The sequence below is a fragment of the Methylotenera versatilis 7 genome (genome assembly GCF_000799165.1).
GTDB classification, from domain to species: Bacteria; Pseudomonadota; Gammaproteobacteria; order Burkholderiales; family Methylophilaceae; genus Methylotenera_A; species Methylotenera_A versatilis_A.
Genome location: NZ_JUGF01000002.1, coordinates 470,403 through 493,839 on the forward strand (window position 1 = coordinate 470,403; position 23,437 = coordinate 493,839).

Annotated in this window: 21 protein-coding genes; 14 read left to right on the top strand and 7 right to left on the bottom strand. The window is 44.1% G+C overall.

Translation table 11 applies throughout. From position 1 onward, the window contains the following. Positions 1-76: 76 nt before the first annotated feature. Positions 77-2,893 (top strand): excinuclease ABC subunit UvrA, encoded by a 2,817-nt coding sequence (gene uvrA / locus K370_RS06290; RefSeq protein WP_047539940.1) that lies wholly within the window; start codon positions 77-79, stop codon positions 2,891-2,893. 66 nt (positions 2,894-2,959) lie between these two features. On the opposite strand, the gene K370_RS06295 is transcribed toward uvrA, so the two are convergent. From K370_RS06295 to K370_RS06310, 4 genes are read right to left on the bottom strand one after another with little or no spacing between them, the layout of a single operon-like run. Then, a complete protein-coding gene (locus K370_RS06295; RefSeq protein WP_047539942.1) occupies positions 2,960-3,436 on the bottom strand; it encodes a DUF456 domain-containing protein in 477 nt (158 codons plus the stop codon). 46 nt (positions 3,437-3,482) lie between these two features. Next, on the bottom strand, positions 3,483-4,217 hold the full coding sequence (gene mtgA, locus K370_RS06300; RefSeq protein ID WP_081977174.1) for a monofunctional biosynthetic peptidoglycan transglycosylase: 735 nt from the start codon (positions 4,215-4,217) through the stop codon (positions 3,483-3,485). Beyond that, entirely contained in the window at positions 4,218-5,057 is an 840-nt protein-coding gene (aroE, locus tag K370_RS06305; RefSeq protein ID WP_047539944.1) for a shikimate dehydrogenase, read from the bottom strand. A gap of 26 nt (positions 5,058-5,083) precedes the next feature. Then, complete coding sequence (locus tag K370_RS06310; RefSeq protein ID WP_047541722.1) at positions 5,084-5,530, bottom strand: rhodanese-like domain-containing protein; 447 nt, start codon at positions 5,528-5,530, stop codon at positions 5,084-5,086. A gap of 280 nt (positions 5,531-5,810) precedes the next feature. On the opposite strand from K370_RS06310, the gene glnA reads away from it, so the two are divergent. The 4 genes from glnA to ntrC all read left to right on the top strand — a co-directional run bounded on the left by glnA (position 5,811) and on the right by ntrC (position 10,531). After that, on the top strand, positions 5,811-7,220 hold the full coding sequence (gene glnA, locus K370_RS06315; protein ID WP_047539946.1) for a type I glutamate--ammonia ligase: 1,410 nt from the start codon (positions 5,811-5,813) through the stop codon (positions 7,218-7,220). 174 nt (positions 7,221-7,394) lie between these two features. Then, the gene (locus K370_RS06320) at positions 7,395-7,913 is read left to right on the top strand and encodes a DUF4124 domain-containing protein (RefSeq protein WP_047539948.1); all 519 of its coding nucleotides are present in this window, start codon (positions 7,395-7,397) and stop codon (positions 7,911-7,913) included. Between the two features lie 79 nt (positions 7,914-7,992). After that, positions 7,993-9,087 carry a nitrogen regulation protein NR(II) gene (glnL, locus tag K370_RS06325; protein ID WP_047539950.1) on the top strand — a complete coding sequence of 365 codons (1,095 nt, stop codon included), beginning with the start codon at positions 7,993-7,995 and terminating at the stop codon, positions 9,085-9,087. A gap of 55 nt (positions 9,088-9,142) precedes the next feature. Further along, a complete protein-coding gene (gene ntrC, locus K370_RS06330) occupies positions 9,143-10,531 on the top strand; it encodes a nitrogen regulation protein NR(I) (protein WP_047539952.1) in 1,389 nt (462 codons plus the stop codon). A 35-nt stretch (positions 10,532-10,566) separates the two neighbouring features. On the opposite strand, the gene K370_RS06335 is transcribed toward ntrC, so the two are convergent. From K370_RS06335 to hemA, 3 genes are read right to left on the bottom strand one after another with little or no spacing between them, the layout of a single operon-like run. Next, complete coding sequence (locus K370_RS06335; protein ID WP_047539954.1) at positions 10,567-11,118, bottom strand: hypothetical protein; 552 nt, start codon at positions 11,116-11,118, stop codon at positions 10,567-10,569. 28 nt (positions 11,119-11,146) lie between these two features. Continuing rightward, positions 11,147-12,229, bottom strand: a complete 1,083-nt coding sequence (prfA, locus tag K370_RS06340; RefSeq protein ID WP_047539956.1) for a peptide chain release factor 1 — start codon at positions 12,227-12,229, stop codon at positions 11,147-11,149. A gap of 29 nt (positions 12,230-12,258) precedes the next feature. After that, positions 12,259-13,503 carry a glutamyl-tRNA reductase gene (gene hemA / locus K370_RS06345; protein ID WP_047539958.1) on the bottom strand — a complete coding sequence of 415 codons (1,245 nt, stop codon included), beginning with the start codon at positions 13,501-13,503 and terminating at the stop codon, positions 12,259-12,261. Between the two features lie 132 nt (positions 13,504-13,635). On the opposite strand from hemA, the gene rpe reads away from it, so the two are divergent. From rpe to hemB, 9 genes are all read left to right on the top strand, one after another. Beyond that, positions 13,636-14,343, top strand: a complete 708-nt coding sequence (gene rpe / locus K370_RS06350) for a ribulose-phosphate 3-epimerase (protein ID WP_047539960.1) — start codon at positions 13,636-13,638, stop codon at positions 14,341-14,343. A gap of 23 nt (positions 14,344-14,366) precedes the next feature. Then, positions 14,367-15,053, top strand: coding sequence for a phosphoglycolate phosphatase (locus tag K370_RS06355; protein WP_081977175.1), 687 nt, complete (start codon positions 14,367-14,369; stop codon positions 15,051-15,053). A gap of 177 nt (positions 15,054-15,230) precedes the next feature. Then, positions 15,231-16,724: an anthranilate synthase component I gene (gene trpE, locus K370_RS06360; RefSeq protein WP_047539962.1), complete on the top strand. Its 1,494-nt coding sequence runs from the start codon at positions 15,231-15,233 to the stop codon at positions 16,722-16,724. A gap of 35 nt (positions 16,725-16,759) precedes the next feature. Next, positions 16,760-19,336 carry an EAL domain-containing protein gene (locus K370_RS06365; RefSeq protein ID WP_047539964.1) on the top strand — a complete coding sequence of 859 codons (2,577 nt, stop codon included), beginning with the start codon at positions 16,760-16,762 and terminating at the stop codon, positions 19,334-19,336. Between the two features lie 82 nt (positions 19,337-19,418). Further along, positions 19,419-19,985 carry an aminodeoxychorismate/anthranilate synthase component II gene (gene pabA, locus K370_RS06370; protein WP_047539966.1) on the top strand — a complete coding sequence of 189 codons (567 nt, stop codon included), beginning with the start codon at positions 19,419-19,421 and terminating at the stop codon, positions 19,983-19,985. Then, on the top strand, positions 19,985-21,010 hold the full coding sequence (gene trpD / locus K370_RS06375) for an anthranilate phosphoribosyltransferase (protein WP_047539968.1): 1,026 nt from the start codon (positions 19,985-19,987) through the stop codon (positions 21,008-21,010). The genes pabA and trpD overlap by 1 nt, the downstream gene beginning before the upstream one ends. Next, the gene (locus K370_RS06380) at positions 21,007-21,471 is read left to right on the top strand and encodes a DUF3465 domain-containing protein (RefSeq protein ID WP_047539970.1); all 465 of its coding nucleotides are present in this window, start codon (positions 21,007-21,009) and stop codon (positions 21,469-21,471) included. Before trpD ends, K370_RS06380 begins: the two co-directional genes overlap by 4 nt. Before the next feature lie 41 nt (positions 21,472-21,512). After that, on the top strand, positions 21,513-22,301 hold the full coding sequence (gene trpC / locus K370_RS06385) for an indole-3-glycerol phosphate synthase TrpC (RefSeq protein WP_047539972.1): 789 nt from the start codon (positions 21,513-21,515) through the stop codon (positions 22,299-22,301). A 45-nt stretch (positions 22,302-22,346) separates the two neighbouring features. Further along, the gene (gene hemB, locus K370_RS06390) at positions 22,347-23,345 is read left to right on the top strand and encodes a porphobilinogen synthase (protein ID WP_047539976.1); all 999 of its coding nucleotides are present in this window, start codon (positions 22,347-22,349) and stop codon (positions 23,343-23,345) included. The last annotated feature ends 92 nt before the right edge of the window (positions 23,346-23,437 follow it).

Consider the following 23,437-nt stretch of genomic DNA (forward strand, 5'->3'; position numbering starts at 1 on the left):
TTGAAGCAGAATAATTTAGCTGAAAACACAATAATTGCGTATATTAACAGGTTGCCTTAATTTTCGATAAAGCTAGATGGAATATATCAAAATCCGTGGTGCGCGCACCCACAATCTTAAAAACGTTTCGCTGGATATTCCGCGCAATAAATTGGTGGTTATTACCGGGCTTTCAGGCTCTGGAAAATCTAGTTTGGCGTTTGATACATTGTATGCAGAAGGTCAGCGACGCTATGTAGAATCCTTGTCTGCATATGCCCGCCAGTTTTTGGCGCGCATGGATAAACCCGATGTTGATTTGATTGAAGGCTTATCGCCGGCGATTTCAATTGAGCAAAAATCCACTTCGCATAACCCGCGCTCAACCGTTGGTACAGTAACCGAGATTCACGATTATCTGCGTCTTTTATATGCACGTGCTGGCGACCCAGAATGCCCGGATCACCATATCAAATTAGAAGCACAAACCGTTTCGCAGATGGTAGACAGCGTTTTACAACTGCCAGAAGAAACCAAACTGATGATATTGGCACCAGTAGTTTCAAATCGCAAAGGCGAGCAACTGGATTTGTTTGATCAATTAAAGGCACAAGGCTTTGTACGTTTGCGTGTGGATGGCAAGATTTATGAAATAGATGATTTACCGAAATTAACGAAGACAGTGAAGCATTCTGTTGATGTGGTGATTGACCGCATTAAGGTAAAGGCAGATTTAAAACAGCGTATCGCCGAATCATTCGAAACCGCATTACGCCTGGCAGAAGGCAAAGCTATCGCTGTTGAAATGGATACTGATAAAGAACATCTATTCTCAGCCAAATTTTCATGCCCTGTGTGTGACTACTCACTAGCAGAATTAGAGCCGCGTTTATTCTCGTTTAACAATCCGATGGGTGCTTGCCCCAAATGCGATGGCTTGGGCAATATCAGCTTTTTTGATCCCAAACGCGTGGTGGCATTCCCTACGCTTTCGCTAGCAAGCGGCGCGATTAAGGGCTGGGACAAACGCAATCAATTTTATTTTCAAATGCTGCAAAGTTTGGCAGCGCACTATAACTTTGACTTGGAAATGGCCTTTGAAGAATTGCCAGAAGCAGTTCAAGATGTATTGCTAAATGGCTCTGGTCGTGAAGTGATTGCGTTCAAATATTTAAATGAGCGCGGTACATTCTTTGGCAAAACACATACTTTTGAAGGAATTTTAAATAATTTACAACGCCGCTATCGTGAAAGCGACTCTACGGCGGTACGTGAAGAATTATCTAAATACTTAAACAATCAGGCTTGCCCAGAATGCAGCGGCACTCGCTTACGCCGCGAAGCACGCCATGTCAAAGTAGGTGGCCAGAACATTCATCAAGTGTGTGAAGTGCCACTTAAAATAGCGCTAAATTTTTTTGAATCCTTACAATTAGAAGGCGCAAAACTGGCGATTGCGGACAAGATAGTCAAAGAAATTGAAAATCGCCTTAAATTTTTAACCAATGTTGGCTTGGAATATTTATCACTTTCTCGCTCAGCCGAAACGCTCTCTGGCGGCGAAGCGCAGCGCATTCGCTTGGCCAGCCAAATCGGTAGCGGCTTGACCGGTGTGATGTATGTATTGGATGAGCCAAGTATTGGCCTGCATCAACGTGATAATGACAGACTGCTGGAAACGCTAAAACGCCTGCGTGATATTGGCAATAGCGTGATTGTGGTTGAACATGACCATGATGCGATTTTAGAAGCCGATTATGTGGTGGATATTGGTCCAGGCGCTGGCGAACATGGCGGACAGATTGTGGCAGAAGGCACACCAGCCGAGATTTTAGCTAATCCAAAATCTTTAACCGGCCAATATTTAAGTGGCAAAAAACAAATCGAATATAAAAAAGTCCGTACAAAACCAGACCCTGCACGCTGGTTAAAACTTTCAAACGCCACGGGCAATAATCTACGCGATGTGTCGGTAGAAATTCCTGTTGGTTTGCTCACCTGCGTGACAGGCGTGTCTGGCTCAGGCAAATCAACGCTGATCAACGATACTTTATACCGCGTAGTTGCACAGCATTTATATGGCAGTAATGCAGAACCTGCACCATTTAGCGAAATCGATGGTTTGGCATTTTTTGACAAAGTAGTCGATGTAGACCAAAGCCCGATTGGCCGTACGCCGCGTTCAAACCCTGCTACTTACACCGGCTTATTTACACCTATTCGCGATTTATTTGCAGGCGTACCAGAAAGCCGTGCACGTGGCTACGGACCAGGTAGATACTCGTTTAACGTTAAAGGTGGGCGTTGTGAAGCTTGCCAGGGTGATGGCGTGATTCGCGTTGAAATGCACTTTTTACCCGATGTTTACGTACCATGCGACGTGTGCAAAGGCCAACGCTATAACCGTGAAACCTTAGAAATTAATTTTAAAGGCAAAAATATTCGTGAAGTGTTAGAGATGACAGTCGAACAAGCACACGACTTCTTTATCGCGCAACCCGTGATTTCGCGCAAACTCAAAACCTTGCTAGATGTCGGCCTGGGCTACATCACACTGGGGCAATCTGCGACTACGCTAAGCGGAGGTGAAGCACAACGCGTGAAACTTTCACTTGAGTTGAGCAAACGTGACACAGGCCGCACCTTGTATATTCTAGATGAACCAACCACTGGCCTGCATTTTGCGGATATTCAATTGTTATTGGATGTGATCCACCGCTTACGCGATGCGGGCAACACAATTGTGATTATTGAGCATAACTTAGATGTGATTAAAACTGCCGACTGGCTAATAGACATGGGACCTGAAGGCGGCGATGGCGGCGGCATGGTGGTAGGAGTGGGTACACCAGAGGCTTTAGCTGATAATAAGCAAAGCTATACAGGAAAATACTTGAAAACGATGCTTGGATAATGCGTGATTGAATTAGTTCTTACATAACAGAATGGATGCCAGATTACTTAATCAATTGCAAAACAACTACTTATAGTAAGCATAAGCAAACACAGCGAGCATTGTTAGCACTAACACAATTTTTATTGCCAGTGCCAACACAAAACCCAATCCAGCGGCAATGCCAACAGTCGTGGCTTTAGTTGCATCTTTATGTGTAATCAACTCGCCAATAATTGCACCTATGGCTGGGCCAATAATGAGCCCAGCAACACCGCCCATTATGCCAAGCAAGGCACCTATGGCGGCACCCCATAGTGCATATTTGCTAGCACCAGCTTTTTTGGCAGTGAAGACTGAGGCAAAGAAATCTACCGCCCAAGCTATAACAGCGACAGTGCCTATCATCACCATCGTAAAAACACTCACTTGATCGAATCCGCCATGCCAAGCAATCAGTAGTAAGCCCGCAAAAACCAATGGCGTGCCCGGCAACATGGGCAATATTGTGCCAGCAATACCGGCAGAAATTAATAATATCGCCACGATGATTTGCCAATCCATATTAATCTCCCTATTAATAAATTCAAAGCACCTCTTATGGAGCTACCTAAGGCACTTCAACAAAACGCATTCTTGCCTGTATGGTTGCGGTACGACGATTTAAATAGCGCGTGTTGCGGTGGTTATCGTAAAACCGTGGGTTGGGGATCATCGCGGCTAATTTGGCAGATTGGGTTTTACCCAAACCACCTGCGCTGGTTTTAAAGTAATGTTTTGCAGCCGCTTCTGCGCCGAAAACACCGTTACCCCATTCAATTACGTTTAAATAAATTTCTAGGATTCGACGTTTGGTGAGCATTTTTTCCAGCATTAAGGTGATAACAGCTTCTTCCGCTTTGCGCCATGGCGTGCGGCCACTGGATAGAAATAGGTTCTTGGCAAGTTGCTGGCTGATAGTTGAGCCGCCACCGACAATTTTGCCTTTTTTTAAGTTCTTTTCGTAGGCTTTTTCGATACCTTCCCAATCAAACCCTTCGTGATCATTAAATTTTGCATCTTCGCTGGCAATCACGGCACGCTTAAGGTGATTGGAGATTCTGGCGTAATCCACCCATTTATACTTAAGCTCGGCATCTGGTTGAGTTTCTTGAATAATCTCTAGCCTGTCTTGCATAAAGGAGGTTGAGCTTGGATTAAACTTAATCCACCAGCAGATATGTAAAAAAATCCATAGCTGATATAAGACTAGCCATGCAAAAAATAAAAATAATATTCGTTTAAAATAGCCGCCAAAACCCAATGGACTGGCATTTTTTTTATTATTAAATAACCACCTTAGCAATTAAAGCGCTCTCATCATCTCAATAACGGGCTTAGTATCAGGCCTTACTCCGCGCCAAATGTAAAATGCCTCAGCGGCTTGCTCGACCAACATGCCCAAACCATCTGCAACTTGTGCGCCGTTTGCGCGCGCTTGTGTCATGAATGGTGTTTCGCGGCCGTACATCATGTCGTAAGCCAAACAATCTTTAGCAAAAACCATGTTGGGAATAGGTAATTCCGTATCGGTTAATCCTGCTGAAGTAGCATTGATAATAATATCGAATGGATTGTTTAAGTCTGCGTACGTGCTGGCACTTAATTGATTCAATGCTCCGACTTGTCGGCTAATCATACGTTCTGCCTTCTCAATGGTGCGATTCGCAATCACTAAACCATCTAACTCGCAAGCCAATAAAGGGTGTAATACACCTTCTGCGGCACCACCTGCTCCCAGTAGCAGGGTGCGTTTATTATGCAGAATATGTTTTAAGTTATGCGTCATATCCCGGACCAATCCTGCACCGTCAGTATTATCACCGCTAATTCGGCCATCTTTAAACGTTAAAGTATTCACTGCGCCAGCGGCTTGAGCACGTTCGGTGAACATGTCACAAAGATTAAACGCCTTAAACTTAAATGGCACTGTCACATTCACGCCTTTATAACCTTGCGCAACCAACTCTTTAATCGTTGCTTCAAAACTATCTAAAGGCGCAAGAATACGTTCATAGCTCATCTCTTGGTTGGTCTGTTTTGCAAACGCGCTATGAATCAGCGGTGATTTGCTGTGTGCAATTGGATTGCCCACGACCGCATAGTGGTCAATATTTAGTACGGGCTTGGCATATTTATCGGTCATACTTTATTAATCTCAAAAAATAACCTCTAATTATTCCAAGGCAAACCAGCCTGTTTCCAGCCATTAATCAAAGTGCGTTGTTTTTGTGCGTTAGCCTCGCCTTCAAAGCCTTCCGCCATATTGAATACATGACTATATCCTAATTGCTGCGCCAACACGGCCGCATTGTGGCTGCGGCCTCCCGTACGGCACATAAATATAATGGTTTGATTAGGCTTAATTTGCGCTTGCAATTGCTGACCAAACGCTGCATTTGCAACCATGCCAGGGTAAAAAGCCCACTCAATATGCATCGCATCAGGCACGCGACCAACCAAGTCAAGCTCGGCTTGACTGCGCACATCCACTAATAAAGCAGACCCTTGTTGCAATAGTACAAAAGCCTCTTGGGGAGTTAACTCACCTGAATATGGCAGTTTTTTTTCTGCTGCCCGATTTTTTGCCGCTCTTAACACATCATCAGTACTTTGCATCGCTTGCTCCAACATCGTTAATTTAAAATAAATTATAGCGCGAAAAACTGACCACTTAGGCAGCAAGTACTTAAGCACCAAAACGGTGCAGTTTTAGTTTAAATGCGCTTTTTCTGTGCGCGCTATTTTATGCCTATTTGCTAAGTGAATGATACAAAGCCATTTATAGCTATTTTTTGCTGGCACACTTCCTGCTAGAATACCTCGTTAAAAGTTATGCAGTTAATCGCCACGCGTTACACATTATTTAAATCTGTTATTTCAATTCTAGGAGAGAGCAATGTCGGTTGCAAATGTAATGAAAATGGTAAAAGAAAACGACATCAAATTTGTCGATTTTCGTTTTACTGACACTCGCGGTAAAGAACAACACGTTACGGTGCCTGTTTCTGCCTTTAACGAAGATAAATTTACCGAAGGTCATGCATTTGATGGCTCTTCAATTGCTGGTTGGAAAGGCATTCAAGCTTCTGACATGCAATTAATGCCTGACGCATCAACGGCAAACATCGATCCATTTATGGACGAACCTACATTGATTTTAACCTGTGACGTTGTTGATCCAACAGACGGTAAAGGTTACGATCGCGACCCGCGTTCATTAGCAAAACGCGCAGAAGCGTATTTAAAATCAAGCGGCTTGGGCGACACGGCTTACTTTGGTCCGGAGCCAGAATTCTTTATTTTCGATTCAATCAACTGGTCAGTTGATATGAGTGGCAGCTCAGTTAAAATCAACTCCGAAGAGGCCGCATGGTCATCTGGTGAGAAATTTGAAGGTGGTAATACTGGTCACCGCCCTGGCGTTAAAGGTGGTTATTTCCCAGTGCCACCAGTCGATTCATTACACGATGTACGCTCTGCAATGTGCATGACGTTAGAAGCGATGGGCGTGCCTGTTGAAGTGCATCACCATGAGGTTGCCACGGCTGGCCAATGTGAGATTGGTACTAAGTTTGCCACATTAACGCAACGCGCTGATTGGACACAAATCTTAAAATATGTGGTGTTAAATACTGCACATGCGTATGGCAAAACAGCTACTTTCATGCCTAAACCAATGTTTGGCGATAACGGTTCTGGTATGCACGTACACCAATCTGTATGGAAAGATGGCAAGAACCTATTTGCTGGCGACGGTTATGCCGGCCTCAGTGAATTTGCTTTATATTACATCGGCGGCATTATCAAACATGCGCGTGCATTAAATGCTATTACGAACCCTGGCACTAACTCATATAAACGCTTGGTTCCACACTATGAAGCACCGGTAAAATTAGCTTACTCTGCTAAAAACCGTTCTGCTGCTATCCGTATTCCATTTGTACATTCTGATAAAGCCCGCCGTGTTGAAGCGCGTTTCCCAGATCCGATTGCTAACCCATACCTGGCATTCTCTGCATTGCTAATGGCAGGTCTTGATGGCGTACAAAACAAAATTCACCCAGGTGAGCCAGCAACTAAAGATTTGTACCATCTACCTCCAGAAGAAGATGCATTAATCCCAACAGTCTGCACTTCACTGGAGCAAGCGTTAGAGTATTTGGATAAAGATCGCGAGTTCTTAACTCGTGGTGGCGTGTTCTCTGAGGATTGGATCGACTCTTACATTGCATTAAAAATGGAAGAAGTGACTAAATTACGCCAAACTCCACATCCAGTTGAGTTTGATCTGTACTACAGTTGTTAATCCAACATAGCTGTTAATTAATGCATGCACCAATAAAGGGCGACTTCGGTCGCCCTTTATTATTTTTTAACCGCAATCACAATTTACAGTGGCCATACCTCACAAAAAACCACAGTCAACCACAATCACAAATAGCTCGTTGCTAACTACAACAGTCTCATCTAAACTATTGCCATGAATAAACAACTATCACTTTTAAGCATTATTTTATCGACATTAATCGTGCCTAATTTAGTGCATGCTGAAATCTATAAACATGTAGATTCTGAAGGTCGTGTTACGTATTCAAACGTAAAACTCAAAGGCGCCAAGAAACTAGATTTAGAGCCTGCGGACACTAATTTTGGCAGTGGTGGTAGCGAAGCTAACCGCTCGACAAACCGCGCTCCGCAAGCAAAGACAGCAACTCCCGCAAACTTCCCTAAAGTAGATGCAGGCACACAAAATCAGCGTGACGGCAAACGTAAAGATATTTTACAAGCTGAGCTTGAGGCTGAAAAACAGGCTCTTGCCAAGGCGAAAGAGGCATATGCTGAAGGTGAATCCAAACCCGAAGTTTACAAAGCTGCCAATGGCAAAACCTTCCGCAACGTTGCGAAATTCGAAGAAAAAATGAAAGCTTTAAAAGACGATGTTGATGTTCATCAACGCAACATTGAGTTACTGACCAAAGAAATTAACGCCATTAATTAATTTTTTTAAAACGTATTTAAAGCTGGCTTAGCTCTTGCTTATATACAAGCAATTATTTAATTGCTGTAGTATTTAACTCATGGTTCAGAATATTCCCTCAGGCTTTTCTGGTTTAGAACACCTCGCCACTGCGGTGATACTGCTGAATCAATCACATCAAGTGGTCTATGCAAATCCCAGCACTGAAATTTTATTTGCCTTAAGCGCAACGCAAATATCCGGCAGTTATATTTCAGAAGTATTTTTGCATTGCGAAATATTACAGTTGGCCATTGATAATGCGGTTAAAAATGATAGCCCTTATCGCGAACATGAGTTTGCCATTACCACCGTGCGCCAACAATCATTTGCAGTCACCTGCACGGTAACACCAGTTGAAATGAGCCAAGCAAGTCTGTTACTAGAATTCCAGCAGATGGATCAGCAATTACGCATAGCGCGTGAAGAGCGTATGCTGATTCAGCAACAAGCCAACTCTGAATTATTACGTAATTTAGCACATGAAATCCGTAACCCGCTTGGTGGTTTACGCGGTGCAGCGCAATTGTTGGAACATGAGTTACCTAACCCAAGTTTGCGCGAATATACGCAGGTCATTATCAAAGAAGCGGATAGACTGCAAAGCTTGATGGACAGATTGCTGGTGCCGCATCGTGTACCCAAATATGAGCCAACCAATATTCATGAAGTATTAGAACGCGTGCGTAGCTTATTGTTGGCAGAATCACCCAACAACATCAAAGTGCGCCGCGATTATGATACCAGTTTGCCCGATTTGATTGGTGATCGCGAAAAACTGATTCAAGCTGTGTTGAATATTGCACGCAATGCCGTACAGGCGATGCAATCTAATGGCACAAGCGATGCCGAGATAGTTTTAAAAACACGTGCCGAACGCCAAGTGACCTTAGCAAAAAAACGTTATCGAGTCGCAATCAAATTACAAATTATTGATAATGGACCCGGCATCTCTGCCGATATAAAGGATAAGATTTTTTATCCGCTGGTGACTGGGCGTGAAGGTGGAAGCGGTTTGGGGCTTGCTCTGGCACAGACTTTTGTGACACAACACCATGGCATGATTGATTGCGAAAGTCAGCCTGGTAAAACCTGCTTTACGATATTACTGCCCGTTGAAACATCGGCAATGAAATATGCCAATATTGTGCAGTGATCATTGATTGAATAAGGCCTAAAGTAAAAGAGTTAAACAATTTTATGAGAGAAATATGAAACCAATTTGGATTTTAGACGATGATAAATCGATTCGCTGGGTGTTCGAAAAAGCCTTAGCACGTACAGATTTAGAGTTCAAAACTTTTTCTTCTGTCGCCGAAGCACTTAACGCTTTAAACCGCGAACAGCCACAAGTTGTGGTCAGTGATATCCGCATGCCAAACGGTTCTGGCTTGGATTTTTTAAGTGAGATCAAACAGCGTTATCCTGAAATTCCAGTCATCATCATGACAGCCTATTCTGACTTAGAGAGCGCAGTAGCAGCTTTTCAAGGCGGTGCATTTGAATATCTAGCCAAACCTTTCGATGTCGATCAAGCCATTGACGTGATTAAGCGCGCAGTAGAAGAAAGCATGCGCCAAGCCGTTGAAACGGTAGCTTTGGAAGAAACACCTGAAATCATTGGTCAAGCACCAGCCATGCAAGAGGTTTTTCGGGCCATTGGCAGGTTAAGTCGCTCACACGCAACAGTGTTAATCAATGGTGAATCGGGCAGTGGTAAAGAGTTGGTCGCCAGCGCATTGCACAAACACAGTCCGCGTGCAGAAAAACCATTTATCGCCATTAATACCGCAGCAATTCCAAAAGACTTATTAGAGTCTGAATTATTCGGCCATGAACGTGGCGCATTCACAGGCGCAGCAGCCTCGCGCCGTGGACGTTTTGAGCAAGCGGATAACGGTACATTATTTTTAGACGAGATTGGCGATATGCCAGCCGATTTACAAACTCGTCTATTGCGCGTGTTAAGTGACGGCCAATTTTATCGGGTGGGCGGCCACCAACCAATCAAAGTCAACGTGCGCGTGATTGCCGCTACCCATCAGGATTTAGAAGAGCGTGTGAAGCTAGGCTTGTTCCGCGAAGACTTATTCCACCGTTTAAATGTCATTCGCTTGCGGCTCCCACCACTGCGCGAACGTCGCGAAGATATACCACATTTGACAAAACATTTTTTAACGCAAAGTGCGATTCAGCTGGGTGTAGAGCCGAAACAGCTATCGGCCGCTGCGCTGCGCTATCTAACCGCAGTTAACTGGAGCGGCAACGTTCGCCAACTGGAAAATGTATGCCACTGGTTAACCGTGATGGCGCCGGGTCAAAGCGTGGACGTTGTAGATTTACCGCCAGAATTAAAAGAGGACACCAGCAAAACCATCAGTGCGAGCTCATGGCAAGAAGCCTTGGCGCAAGAGGTATCTGACGCATTGAATCGTGGCGAGCAAAATGTACTGGAAGCGCGCACCAAAGATTTTGAGCGCGTGATGATTATTAAAGCCCTGCAACATACCGATGGCCGTCGTATTGAAGCGGCCAATCAACTTGGTATGGGGCGCAACACTCTAACGCGGAAGATTCAGGAGCTGGATATTAAAGAATAGAAAACTTAAAAAATCACTGTAACTGTGCATTAAGTTTATGTAGTTCTAAAGCTCCATCTAGGGATAATAAGTAAAGCGATAATGGAAATCAAAGCAACACTTAAATTAACCCAAATGATCACCGGATAGGCGGCAATTCGTTCTGGATAGATAGCAATAGTTGCTCCCATACCAATTGCGTTTCCCCCAGCCACTAACACGGCAGCGGCAAACAAATGGAATCGTCTGGCTTTGTTGGCGACAAGCGTCCATTCTGGATCTGCATGATAGCTAGGTAAGCTTTCATTTGCGCTATCCAGTTTTTCCAGCTCATAGAGAAAACGCCGAAGATTTGCAATTGCCCGCTCAGCCATTACATTCAGAAAAACCAAGCAAATAGACGCGACTGAAAATCCTAAAACTAGCCATTCAATTGGCAGTGTGTTGCTGCCTGCAGAGGGTTTTAATGCAACAATTGCTGCCAGCAAACTGACCGTTAACATAACATATAAGGTCAGTGCTTGTTGACGTTGTGCGATACGAACATTGATTTCTTGATATGCCGCAATAAAACGATAATTTGCATCTACATGAGATTTAACAGCCATGATTTAAATAGTCTTCTGATGATTTAAGTTAATTATCTTCACCCAAGCTCGCCAGCAAATCTGCCTGATGTTCTGCAGATAACGCACTAATCAACTCATCCATATCACCTTCGGTAATCGCATCAATCTTATACAACGTTAAGTTGATGCGATGATCGGTGATGCGGCCTTGCGGATAGTTGTAGGTACGAATGCGCTCACTTCTATCGCCAGAGCCAATTAGGCTTTTACGCTCACTAGCGATTGCACTATTTTGCGCATCCACTTGTTTAGATTTAATGCGTGCAGCAAGTACAGCCATCGCCTGAGCTTTATTCGCATGCTGGCTACGACCTTCCTGACATTCCACCACAATACCTGTTGGATTATGCGTAATACGCACAGCAGAATCGGTTTTATTAATATGTTGCCCACCAGCACCTGATGCCCGATAAGTATCGATACGAATATCGGCTGGATTAATGACCACATCATCAATTTCGTCAGCTTCTGGCAGAACAGCAACTGTGCAAGCGGATGTATGGATACGACCTTGCGTTTCAGTGTCAGGCACACGTTGTACGCGGTGACCGCCACTTTCGAATTTCAATTTAGAATACGCACCGTAACCTTCAATTTTAGCGATGATTTCCTTGTAGCCGCCCATCTCACCTTCGTTGGCAGACATGATTTCCACGCGCCACTTTTGACGTTCTGCGTAGCGCGAATACATACGGTATAAATCGCCTGCAAACAAACCAGATTCATCGCCGCCAGTGCCTGCACGGATCTCCAGGAAGATATTTTTGTCGTCATTGGGGTCTTTAGGCAGCAATAGTTTCTGCAATTCCATTTCAACCGTTTCCAGCTTGATTTTGCCTGCATCGATTTCTTCTTGGGCAAACTCCTTCATATCAGGATCACTTAACATTTGCTGTGCTTCGGCAATATCTGCCTCAGCCTGTTCAAATGCGTGATACTGCTCAACAATCGGTGTAATCTCCGCGTGCTCCTGCGTAAGCTTTCTGTAGGCATCCATATTATTGGTCACGCCCTCACTACTCATCAGGCGGTTTATTTCTTCTAAACGCTCGCTTAAAGTGGCGAGCTTTCTAATCATGCTAGGTTTCATAATATACCGGGTTTCATTCAATACTTCTTTTAGTGTTTAATTTGGTAAAGCTGGCGGACGATTTGTTCAATCCTTGCGTGTTCATCGCCGTGCGTTTGATTGAGTAAATGACTAGGGGCGTGCAAAAATTTATTGGTTAAGGCATTACTGAGCGCCTCCAAAACAACCTCGGCACTTTCCCCCTTTTGAATCAGCTTAAGTGCTTTCCCCAGTTCAGTCTTTCGTACTGCTTCGGCTTGGTCGCGCAAGGCTTTAATGGTCGGAACCGCATCACGTTTTTTAAACCATTGCATAAAGCCTTCAACGCGCGCGGCTACGATTAATTCCGCATTAACCGCTGCTTCCTGACGATTTTCCATGCCATCCGCCACCACTTGTGCCAAATCATCCACGGTATACAAAAAAACATCGTCCAACTGTGCGACTTCCGGCTCAATATCACGTGGAACAGCTAAATCCACCATAAACATCGGGCGATGACGGCGTGTTTTAATTGCACGCTCTACCATACCCAAGCCCACAATCGGCAATTGGCTGGCGGTACTGGTAATGACAATATCGAATTCAGAAAAATACCCCGGCAAATCATTTAGCAGAATCGCATGACCACCAACTTTATTGGCCAGTTGCAAGCCGCGCTCAATCGTGCGATTCGCAATGGTCATGGATTTTGGCTTTTGCGCGGCAAAATGATCTGCGCACAGCTCTATCATCTCGCCAGCACCAATAAACAATATTTTCTGCTGGCTGATGTCACCAAATATTCGCTGTGCTAGCTTAATCGTAGCGGCTGCCATTGAAATGGAACTGCCACCGATGTCAGTATTGGTGCGCACCTCTTTGGCGACTTCAAATGTGCGCTGAAACAATTTATGTAAAAGCGTTCCTAAAGTACCGGCATCTTGCGCGATTTTAACGGATTGCTTGAACTGCCCCAGAATTTGCGGCTCGCCTAACACCATGCTATCTAAACCAGATGCCACGCGAAACGCATGTTTTACCGCTTCCTGATTGCTCAAGGTATAAGTATAGGGCTGAATATTATTGAAATCTAAACGATGATAATTGGCCAACCAATTGACGATTGGTTCTGGCGTGTTGGTCTGCACGTAGATTTCCGTGCGGTTACAAGTAGACAAAATCGCCGCCTCAGCCACGTTCTGCGCGGTTAAATCGCTGAGTGCATGACGCAAAACATCTGGATTAAACGCGACATGCTCACGAATGGAAATAGGGGCAGTGGTGTGGTTAACACCAATTGTATAAAGCTGCATTATGTAATTTTGAAGTATCAGCTTATGTTAAGCAAGTTATCTTAAAGAAAAGCGCATTTCTTAAAAGCGTAAAATGGCGTTAAAATAACGCTTTAGCCATTAATTTAGATGACTTGTTAGGAAATTATAGCCATGAGTAAAACTTTTAGAATCGCCCCAAGTATTTTATCCGCTAACTTTGCCAAGCTTGGTCAGGAAATCGACGATGTGATTACATCGGGCACAGACTTAGTGCACTTTGATGTCATGGATAATCACTATGTGCCAAACTTAACCATCGGGCCATTGGTGTGCGAAGCGATTCGTGAAACTGCAGCGCGCGTTGGCGGTATTATTGATGTACATTTAATGGTAGAGCCAGTGGATCGTATCATTCCAGACTTTGCCAAAGCAGGCGCGAACATTATTACATTCCATCCGGAAGCCTCTAAACATATCGACCGCTCACTAGCGATGATTCGCGATTTAGGCTGTAAATCTGGCTTGGTATTCAATCCGGCAACACCGCTGCATTATTTAGACCATGTATTGGATAAAGTCGATATGGTGTTATTAATGTCGGTTAACCCTGGTTTTGGCGGCCAGAAATTCATTCCGGAAACCTTAAACAAACTACGTTTAGCACGTGCAAAAATCGATGCTTACACCGCACAAACAGGCCGTGAAATCTGGTTAGAAGTGGACGGCGGCGTAAACGCTCAAAATATTGCAGAAATTGCACGCGCAGGCGCTGATACATTTGTTGCAGGCTCTGCCATTTTCAGCAAACCATTGGACTCTGACAAAAATCGTTACAACACGATCGTAGGCGAAATGCGTGCGGCTTTAGCGACCGTTTAATTTTCTAGCTTAAAGTAATACATTTGCAAAAAACGGCGGATAAGCAATTCAAGGTCAAGCTGGTGATGTTTGACCTTGACGGTACGCTGATCGATACCGCGCCGCAAATTGCAGAAGCTATGAACTTGGCACTGACTGATTTGGGCTTAAATAAATTACCCATCAGCCGAATAACTGACTACATTGGCGCAGGTGTAGATGCACTGATTAAGCGTTGTTTAACAGATAATTTACATGATGAATCTGATGCAACATTACTAGAGCAAGCACAAGCGGCTTTTTTTGTACATTATGCCAACAATGTCACAAAAAGTTTGCCATACCATGGCGTCATTTCTGGCCTGCGAGCGGTTAAGTCCAAAGATTTTAAGATGGCCTGCGTGACCAACAAACCGGAAAGATTTACGCTGCCTTTATTACAGGCAAGCGGATTAATCGATTTTTTTGAATTGGTTGTTTCTGGTGATAGTTTGCCAAAAAAGAAGCCAGACCCTATGCAACTGCAATATATTTGTGCAAAATTGGGTGTATTAACAACAAACGCTTTATTAGTAGGTGATTCAAACACTGATATTGCGGCAGCACGAGCCGCGGGGTGTCCGATTGTTACCATGTCTTACGGTTACAATCAAGGCATACCGATTGAGGTAACGATGGTAGATGCAATAATTGACGATTTAAGCGGGTTAACTAAAATTTTAATGAATTAATAAATATGACTTTTCGAAACAATCATTTTCACTATTGGCGCCCTTATTGGCGAAGCGAATAATTGGCGAAACGCTAGATTGAAATCGAGCTTCCGCCTGGATTCGCCACAATAATGACATTGCGTTACGCATTAACTTAACGCTATAAAAACAGTAGAAAAATGATTAGGAAGACATATGATTACGCCTGCAGTAACGACCATTAACCAAGCCGAATTCAACGCGCTTGCCGCGCAAGGTTATAACCGCATTCCACTTGTTCTGGAAACATTTGCGGATCTTGATACACCACTTTCACTTTATCTCAAACTAGCCAATCAGCCATTTTCTTATTTATTAGAAAGTGTGCAAGGCGGTGAACGCTTTGGCCGCTATTCAATTATTGGCTTACCAGCCAAAATACGTATTGAAGCGCATGGTTTTGATGTGCAAGTGATTGAGAATAATGCCGTTGTAGAATCGCACGAAAATGTGAATCCGCTCGATTTTGTCAAATCTTTCCAAGCACGATTTAAAACGCCGCCTTATGCAGGATTACCGCGTTTTACAGGTGGCTTAGCGGGTTATTTCGGTTATGAAACTATTCGCTATATTGAAAAACGCTTGGCCAAGACATCTAAACCCGATGCAATTGGTACACCTGATGTGTTACTGATGGTTTCTGAAGAAATCGCGGTGGTGGATAACTTAAGCGGCAAACTGTATTTTATTGTGTACGCCAATCCCACTGATGCCAATGCATATGAAAAAGCGCGTAATCGTTTAAGCGAGCTGATACAAATGCTGCGTAAAACGGCGGATATTCCAACTGCCAGTGCTAGCACTAGCACACAAGCAACTTCTGAATTTGGCGAAGAAAACTTTAAAGCTGCGGTTAAAAAAGCACAAAGTTATATTATCGATGGTGACATTATGCAAGTGGTGTTAAGCCAGCGCATGTCACAGGAATTCACTGCACCGCCGTTATCGCTTTATCGCGCCTTGCGCAGCTTAAACCCATCACCTTATATGTTTTATTATGATATGGGCAATCATCATGTGGTGGGTGCCTCGCCTGAAATTCTAGTGCGTTTAGATAATGGGGTCGTCACCTCGCGCCCAATTGCAGGAACGCGCCCGCGCGGTGCAACGCGCGAACAGGATTTAGCATTATCAGTAGAACTGTTAGCGGATCCAAAAGAGCGTGCAGAGCATGTCCAGTTAATGGATTTGGGCCGTAATGATGTTGGCCGCGTTGCAATCACGGGTTCAGTTAAAGTGACAGACAATATGATGATCGAGCGTTACTCACACGTCATGCATATTGTCAGCAACGTAGAAGGCCAGCTGAAACCGGGCATGGATGCAATTGATGTAATTAAAGCCACGTTTCCGGCCGGCACAGTTTCTGGCGCACCAAAAGTACGGGCAATGGAAATTATTGATGAACTAGAGCCAAGTAAACGCGGCATTTATGCAGGTGCTGTGGGCTATTTGGGTTTTAATGGCGACATGGATGTTGCCATTGGCATTAGAACAGGTGTCATTAAAAATAATAGGTTATATGTGCAGGCAGGTGCAGGTATCGTGGCAGATTCTGTACCGCAAAGCGAATGGACTGAAACGCAAAATAAAGCACGGGCTGTGTTACGTGCGGCAGAATTGGTACAAGCAGGACTTGATCTTAATTAAGGCGTGTCGGAGAGAATGAACGTCAAGGTATAAGTATGTTCACACATATCAATTCAGTTATCGCCAAATTTGTGCTGGTAGCATTAGCCTACTATGTGACGGCTAAACTCGGACTGATGGTACCGTACAAAGAATCAATCATCACCCCCATTTGGCTGCCAACGGGCATCGCTGCAGGTGCGATTATGCGCTGGGGCTACCTCAGCTTGCCCGCTATTTTTAGCGCAGCCACCTTTATAGAAGTATCACTCGGCGTGCCGTTTATATCAGCACTTGCCGTTGCCTGCACCAATACGCTCGCACCATTAGCAACGGCATATTTACTCAATCAATTTCAGTTCAATCGCAGTTTAACCAGGCAAAGAGATATCGCTCTCATCATTACTGCTTCCGCATTGGGCATGTTGATATCCGCTACAGGCGGAACATTTTTTTTATATATCAGCGATTTAATCTCGGCAGATAACTTAAGAAGCACATGGTCTTTTTGGTGGGTAGGTGACACTGTGGGCGTGCTACTTGCCTTGCCACTGGTTCTTAATATCCATAAAGCCAGTTTGCGCGTTAATGCAAAACAAGTTTATCAATTTATAGCGTGGCTAATTATATTTGCGCTGTGCGAATTTATGCTTGCAGCATTGGTGCCAAGTCTGAATAGAAAATTCATGCTGTCATTACTTCTAATCTTACCGGTTCTCATTTGGGCATCCATGAACTTTGGTATTGTTGGTGGCTCGTTTGTTGTGATTACCTTATCCGGTATCGCCGTATGGTCAACTTCGCAAGGCTACGGTGCTTTTTACAGTGCCTATATAGATCAGGGATTATTCACGTTATGGATGTTCATGATTACTTTAGTGGTAATGATGCTGCTGATTTCTGTATTGCAATCAGAACGCAATTTAGCGGAAAGTGCGCTGCGGAATAATGACATACAGCTGCGTGCCGTGATTAACGGCGCTTTAGATGGCATTGTCACCATTGACGAAAAAGGTGCGCTAACTGAATTTAACCCTGCGGCAGAACGCATTTTTGGCTATACGAAACAACAAGTAATCGGGAAATCGCTGGCAGAGGTCATGGTTCCGCCCGCATTACGTCAAGCACATAGCAAAAAGCATCAGCAGTTTGTGTTAACTGGTCAAAAGAATATATTTGATAGACGTGTGGAATTGAGCGCAATGCGTGCTGATGGCTCTGAGTTTCCAGTAGAACTTTCGCTCGCTTCTTTGAAGAATAATGGCCAGACTTTAGTAACAGGCTTCATACGCGATATATCGCTGCAAAGAAAAGCGCAGCGCGAAATCGAAAATTTTGCTTATTACGATGCATTAACAGGTTTACCGAATAGACGTCTGCTAATAGATCGTTTTCAACGCGCGGCTGTCACCAGTAAGCGGGCTAGAACGTTTTGTGCGCTTATTTTTATTGATCTCGATCACTTTAAATTGCTGAACGATACCAAAGGCCATGATGCTGGCGACCATTTACTCATCGAAGTTGCCAATCGCATTCAGCAGACCATTAGAGAAGGTGACACAGTGGCACGCTTAAGTGGTGATGAGTTTATCATCATCATCGAGAACCTAGACACTGATGAAAACATTGCGTACATGCAAGCAAATGAGGTCGCGCAAAAACTCTTGCTAGAACTAAATAAGAACTATCAACTTGAAATGTTCGAGTTTAATACCACAGCAAGCTTAGGATTAACACTCTTCAATAGTGACGAATTCAGCTTTGAAGACCATTTAAGGCATGCTGATACGGCAATGTATCAATCCAAAGCAGCAGGTCGGAATACCTATCGATTTTATGATCAAATCACCCAGGATCACCTTCAAAGAAATCTGATAATTGAATCATCATTGCACGAAGCATTAAAAGAAAACGAATTCTATATTCATTATCAATGTATGGTTGATGCGAATCAACATATTATCGCTGCTGAGGTTTTACTCAGATGGATGCATCCTATACTTGGCAATATTACTCCAGCGGAATTCATCCCAATAGCCGAAAGAAATAACCAGATTATTAAAATTGGCTATTGGGTGTTACTGCAAGCATGCCAACAACTTAAAAAATGGGAAAACTCGCCCAAATTAAGTAAAATCAAAATTTCGGTGAATATCAGCGCCAAACAGTTCTTATATATTCACTTCATACAAGAGTTGCAAGATATTATCGCCCACACAGGCATTAATCCTGATTTTCTTAAGTTGGAGTTAACCGAAACAGCCGTCATCGACAATATTGATGACGTGATTAATAAGATGAATATTTTAAAAGATATTGGGATAAGAATTGCCCTGGATGATTTCGGCATGGGTAACTCATCCTTGGTTTATCTTAAAAAGCTGCCGGTAACACAGATTAAAATCGACCAATCATTCGTCAACGATGTATTAACTGATTCGAATGACGCTGCGATTATTCAAATGATATTGGCCATCGGCAAGACTATTCAATGCAATATTGTGGCAGAAGGCGTTGAGCAGTTAGAACAGTTTGAAATGTTAAAAGAATTCGGTTGCGATTTCTTTCAGGGTTATTATTTCAGCAAGCCGATTGATTCTGCAGAATTTGAAAGAATGGTTGAAGCCAGATAAACATCTTTGATGAACATAAGCAATAACAAACATTACGCAGTATTTAACCTTAAATTAAATTGAATAAAATTAAAGAGCAAATATGTTACTCATGATTGATAACTACGATTCTTTCACCTACAACTTGGTGCAGTATTTGGGCGAGCTGGGGCAAGACGTACAAGTGTATCGTAACGATGAAATTGATTTAGCCAAAGTGGCTGAATTAAAGCCTGAAAAAATCGTCATCTCCCCCGGGCCATGCACGCCAAATGAAGCGGGTATTAGCGTGCCATTGATTAATGCGTTTGCAGGCAAAATTCCTTTATTAGGCGTATGTTTAGGCCATCAAAGCATTGGTCAGGCATTTGGCGGCAAGATTGTGCATGCTAAACAACTCATGCACGGCAAAACATCACTTGTTCATCATCACAATATTGGCGTATTTAAAGACTTGCCCAATCCATTTACCGCAACGCGGTATCACTCATTAGTTATTGAGCGTGAAACCTTGCCAGATTGCTTAGAAATTACCGCCTGGACTGAAGATGGTGAGATTATGGGGGTTCGCCATAAAACGTTGCCCATTGAAGGCGTGCAGTTTCACCCAGAGTCCATTCTCACCGAACATGGTCATGATCTATTAAATAACTTTTTGAAAGCATATTAATGGACATGTCGATTAAAGCTGCCCTGCAGAAGCTGATACAACACGAGAACTTTACGCACGAGGAAATGCTATCGCTGATGCGTCAGGTAATGCGTGGCGACTTTACGCCTGCGCAGATTGCTGGCTTATTAATAGGTTTGCGCGTAAAAGTTGAAACAGTAGACGAGATCGCCGCCGCCGCACAAGTGATGCGTGAACTCGTATCCAAAGTCAGCGTGCAGGATAGCGTCAATTTGGTTGATACCTGCGGTACTGGCGGAGCAGCCAATAAGGCATTTAACGTATCCACCTGCTCCGCATTTGTGGCGGCAGGTGCTCAAGCAAGAATAGCCAAGCACGGCAACCGTGCCGCGTCTTCCAAAACCGGCAGTGCAGATGTGCTGGAGGCACTGGGTGTCAACATCCAGCTGCAACCCGAACAGGTAGCGCGTTGTATTGATGATGTCGGCATAGGCTTTATGTTCGCGCCAAATCACCACGCGGCAATGAAGCACGCTGGTCCGGTTCGTCGCGAGTTAGGCGTGCGTACATTATTTAATCTTTTGGGTCCACTTACTAACCCGGCTGGCGCTAAACGGCAAGTGATGGGCGTATTCCATCGCGATCTGGTGCCGTTGCTGGCACATGCCTTACACAGACTAGGTAGCAATCACGTCATGATCGTACACAGCGCTGACGAAATGGATGAAATATCCTTTAGTGGTGACACTTATGTCGCAGAACTGAAAGACGGTGAAGTGCGCGAGTATGTCATCAACCCAAAGCAATTTGGCATGCCGTTGCATGAGCACAACGCTATCCATGTCGAAAATGCTGAGGAATCCAAGGTCATGGTGCTGGATGTATTAAGTGGTAAGACTGGCCCGGCGCGGGATATCGTATTGCTGAATGCAGGCGCTGCGATTTATGTGGCAGGCATTGCAGACAGTCACCAAGAAGGCATCACGATGGCAGCGCTGTCAATTGATTCAGGTGCCGCCCTGAAAAAACTTGAGCAATTAAAAGTGTTAAGTAATAGTCTATGATGCGACTCTTGCTAATCATCGCCATCGCGGTAGGCTATACCGTTTATCACTCCCATAGCACTGGCGTTGATAGCGAACTAATATCTGACAGGGCCAGTCAGTATGTACAGCAAGGCCTTGCCAACGGCGGCGAACAAGTTATTCGTAAGGCATTTGAAAATCAGTCCAGCAACCTGCAGGTTGAAGCCAGCGGAAAAGTCGTTAAGGTGCTTGAAGATGATACTAATCCACCACGCCATCAGCGCTTTATCTTAAAGCTGGATAATGGCATCAGCTTGCTGGTGGCACATAATATTGACTTGGCTAAGCGTGTCGAAAATTTGAACGCGGGCGATGTGGTCAGTTTTTATGGCGAATATGAATGGAACAAAAAAGGCGGTGTACTGCACTGGACGCATCACGATCCACAAGGTAGTCATGCCGCTGGCTGGCTGCAGCATAATGGTCAAACTTATCAATAGTTTAACTTAACTAAAGTAACTTACAAAAAGACGCATTAATCATGTCAGATATCCTTAATAAAATTATCGCTACAAAAGTCGACGAAGTCGCAACGGCAAAAAACCTTAAGCCACTTTCAACCGTACAGGAGGAAGCATTGAACGCATCACCTGCGCGCGACTTTGTGGCGAGTATTCGTGCAAAAATCGCTAATCGCCAATCAGCCGTCATTGCAGAAATTAAAAAAGCCAGCCCTTCAAAAGGCGTGATACGCGCAGATTTCAACCCTGCAGAAATCGCCAAAAGTTACGAGCAAGGCGGCGCAGCCTGTTTGTCAGTACTCACTGACATTGACTATTTTCAAGGTTCGCCAGAATACTTAAAACAGGCACGTGCCGCTTGTAAGCTGCCTGTATTGCGTAAAGATTTTATGATTGACGCGTATCAAGTGTACGAAGCGCGCGCCATGGGCGCGGATTGCATTTTACTGATTGCCGCGGCGATTGATTTAGCCAAAATGCGCGAACTGGAGCAGATAGCGCATAGTCTAGGCATGGCAGTTCTGGTAGAAGTGCACAATGGCGAAGAGTTGGATTTGGCACTGCAATTAAATACACCATTATTAGGTATTAACAACCGCAATCTACGCACGTTTGATGTGACTTTAAATACCACGCTGGAATTATTAACGCGTATCCCAACAGATAAAATAGTTGTCACCGAGTCAGGTATTTTTACCAGCGATGATGTTGCGCTAATGCGTAAAAATAACGTGCATACTTTCCTGGTTGGCGAAGCGTTTATGCGTCAAGACGACCCGGGCGCTGAATTAGCAAAGGTATTTGCTTAAGAGTAAATTACTTAAGCATGAATCTACAGTAAAAGGATTGAAAAAATGAGCTACCCTTATTCCCGCCCGCGTCGTATGCGTAAAGATGAATTTTCACGCCGTTTGATGCGCGAAAATGTACTCACAACCAATGATTTAATCTACCCAGTGTTTGTACTGGATGGTGAAAATCGCGTGGAAGAAGTGGCTTCAATGCCCGGCGTAAAACGTCAAAGTATTGATTTACTATTGAAAACCGCCGGTGAATGCGTCGCGCTCGGCATTCCATTGCTGGCCCTCTTTCCAGTGGTTGATAGCAAATTTAAAAGTCTGGATGCAGCCGAAGCATTTAACGCAAATGGCTTGGTTCAACGCACCGTAAAAGCACTCAAAACTGCTTACCCACAATTGGGCGTTATGACAGACGTGGCTTTAGACCCTTACACTACACATGGTCAAGATGGCTTGATTGATGACACTGGCTACGTACTTAACGATGAAACGATAGAAGTTTTGGTGAAACAAGCCATTTCACATGCACAAGCAGGCGCAGATATTGTTGCCCCCAGCGATATGATGGATGGCCGCGTTGGACAAATCCGCGAGGCACTCGAAAGTACGCACAATATCCACACTAAAATCATGGCATATTCTGCCAAATACGCCTCCGCCTTTTATGGGCCTTTCCGCGACGCAGTCGGCTCGGCTGGCAATTTAGGCACTGGCAACAAATATACCTACCAAATGGATCCAGCAAACTCAGACGAAGCCATGCAGGAAGTTGCGCTGGATATTGCTGAAGGTGCAGATATGGTGATGGTCAAACCAGGTTTGCCTTACTTAGACATCGTGCGCCGCGTAAAAGATGAGTTCGGCGTACCGACATTTGCTTATCAAGTGAGCGGCGAATACGCCATGCTTAAAGCAGCATCACAAAATGGTTGGTTAGATGAAAAAGCTTGCGTGATGGAAAGCTTATTAGCGTTTAAACGCGCTGGTGCGGATGGGATTTTGACTTACTATGCGATGGATGCCGCAAGATGGTTAATAGTAAAGAATTTTTGATGTATATTTCACGTTAATACAAATGATTTCCTTCAACATAGCCGAACAACGATTCAATCTTCGAGCCGCAGCAATCATCTTACAAGATGATT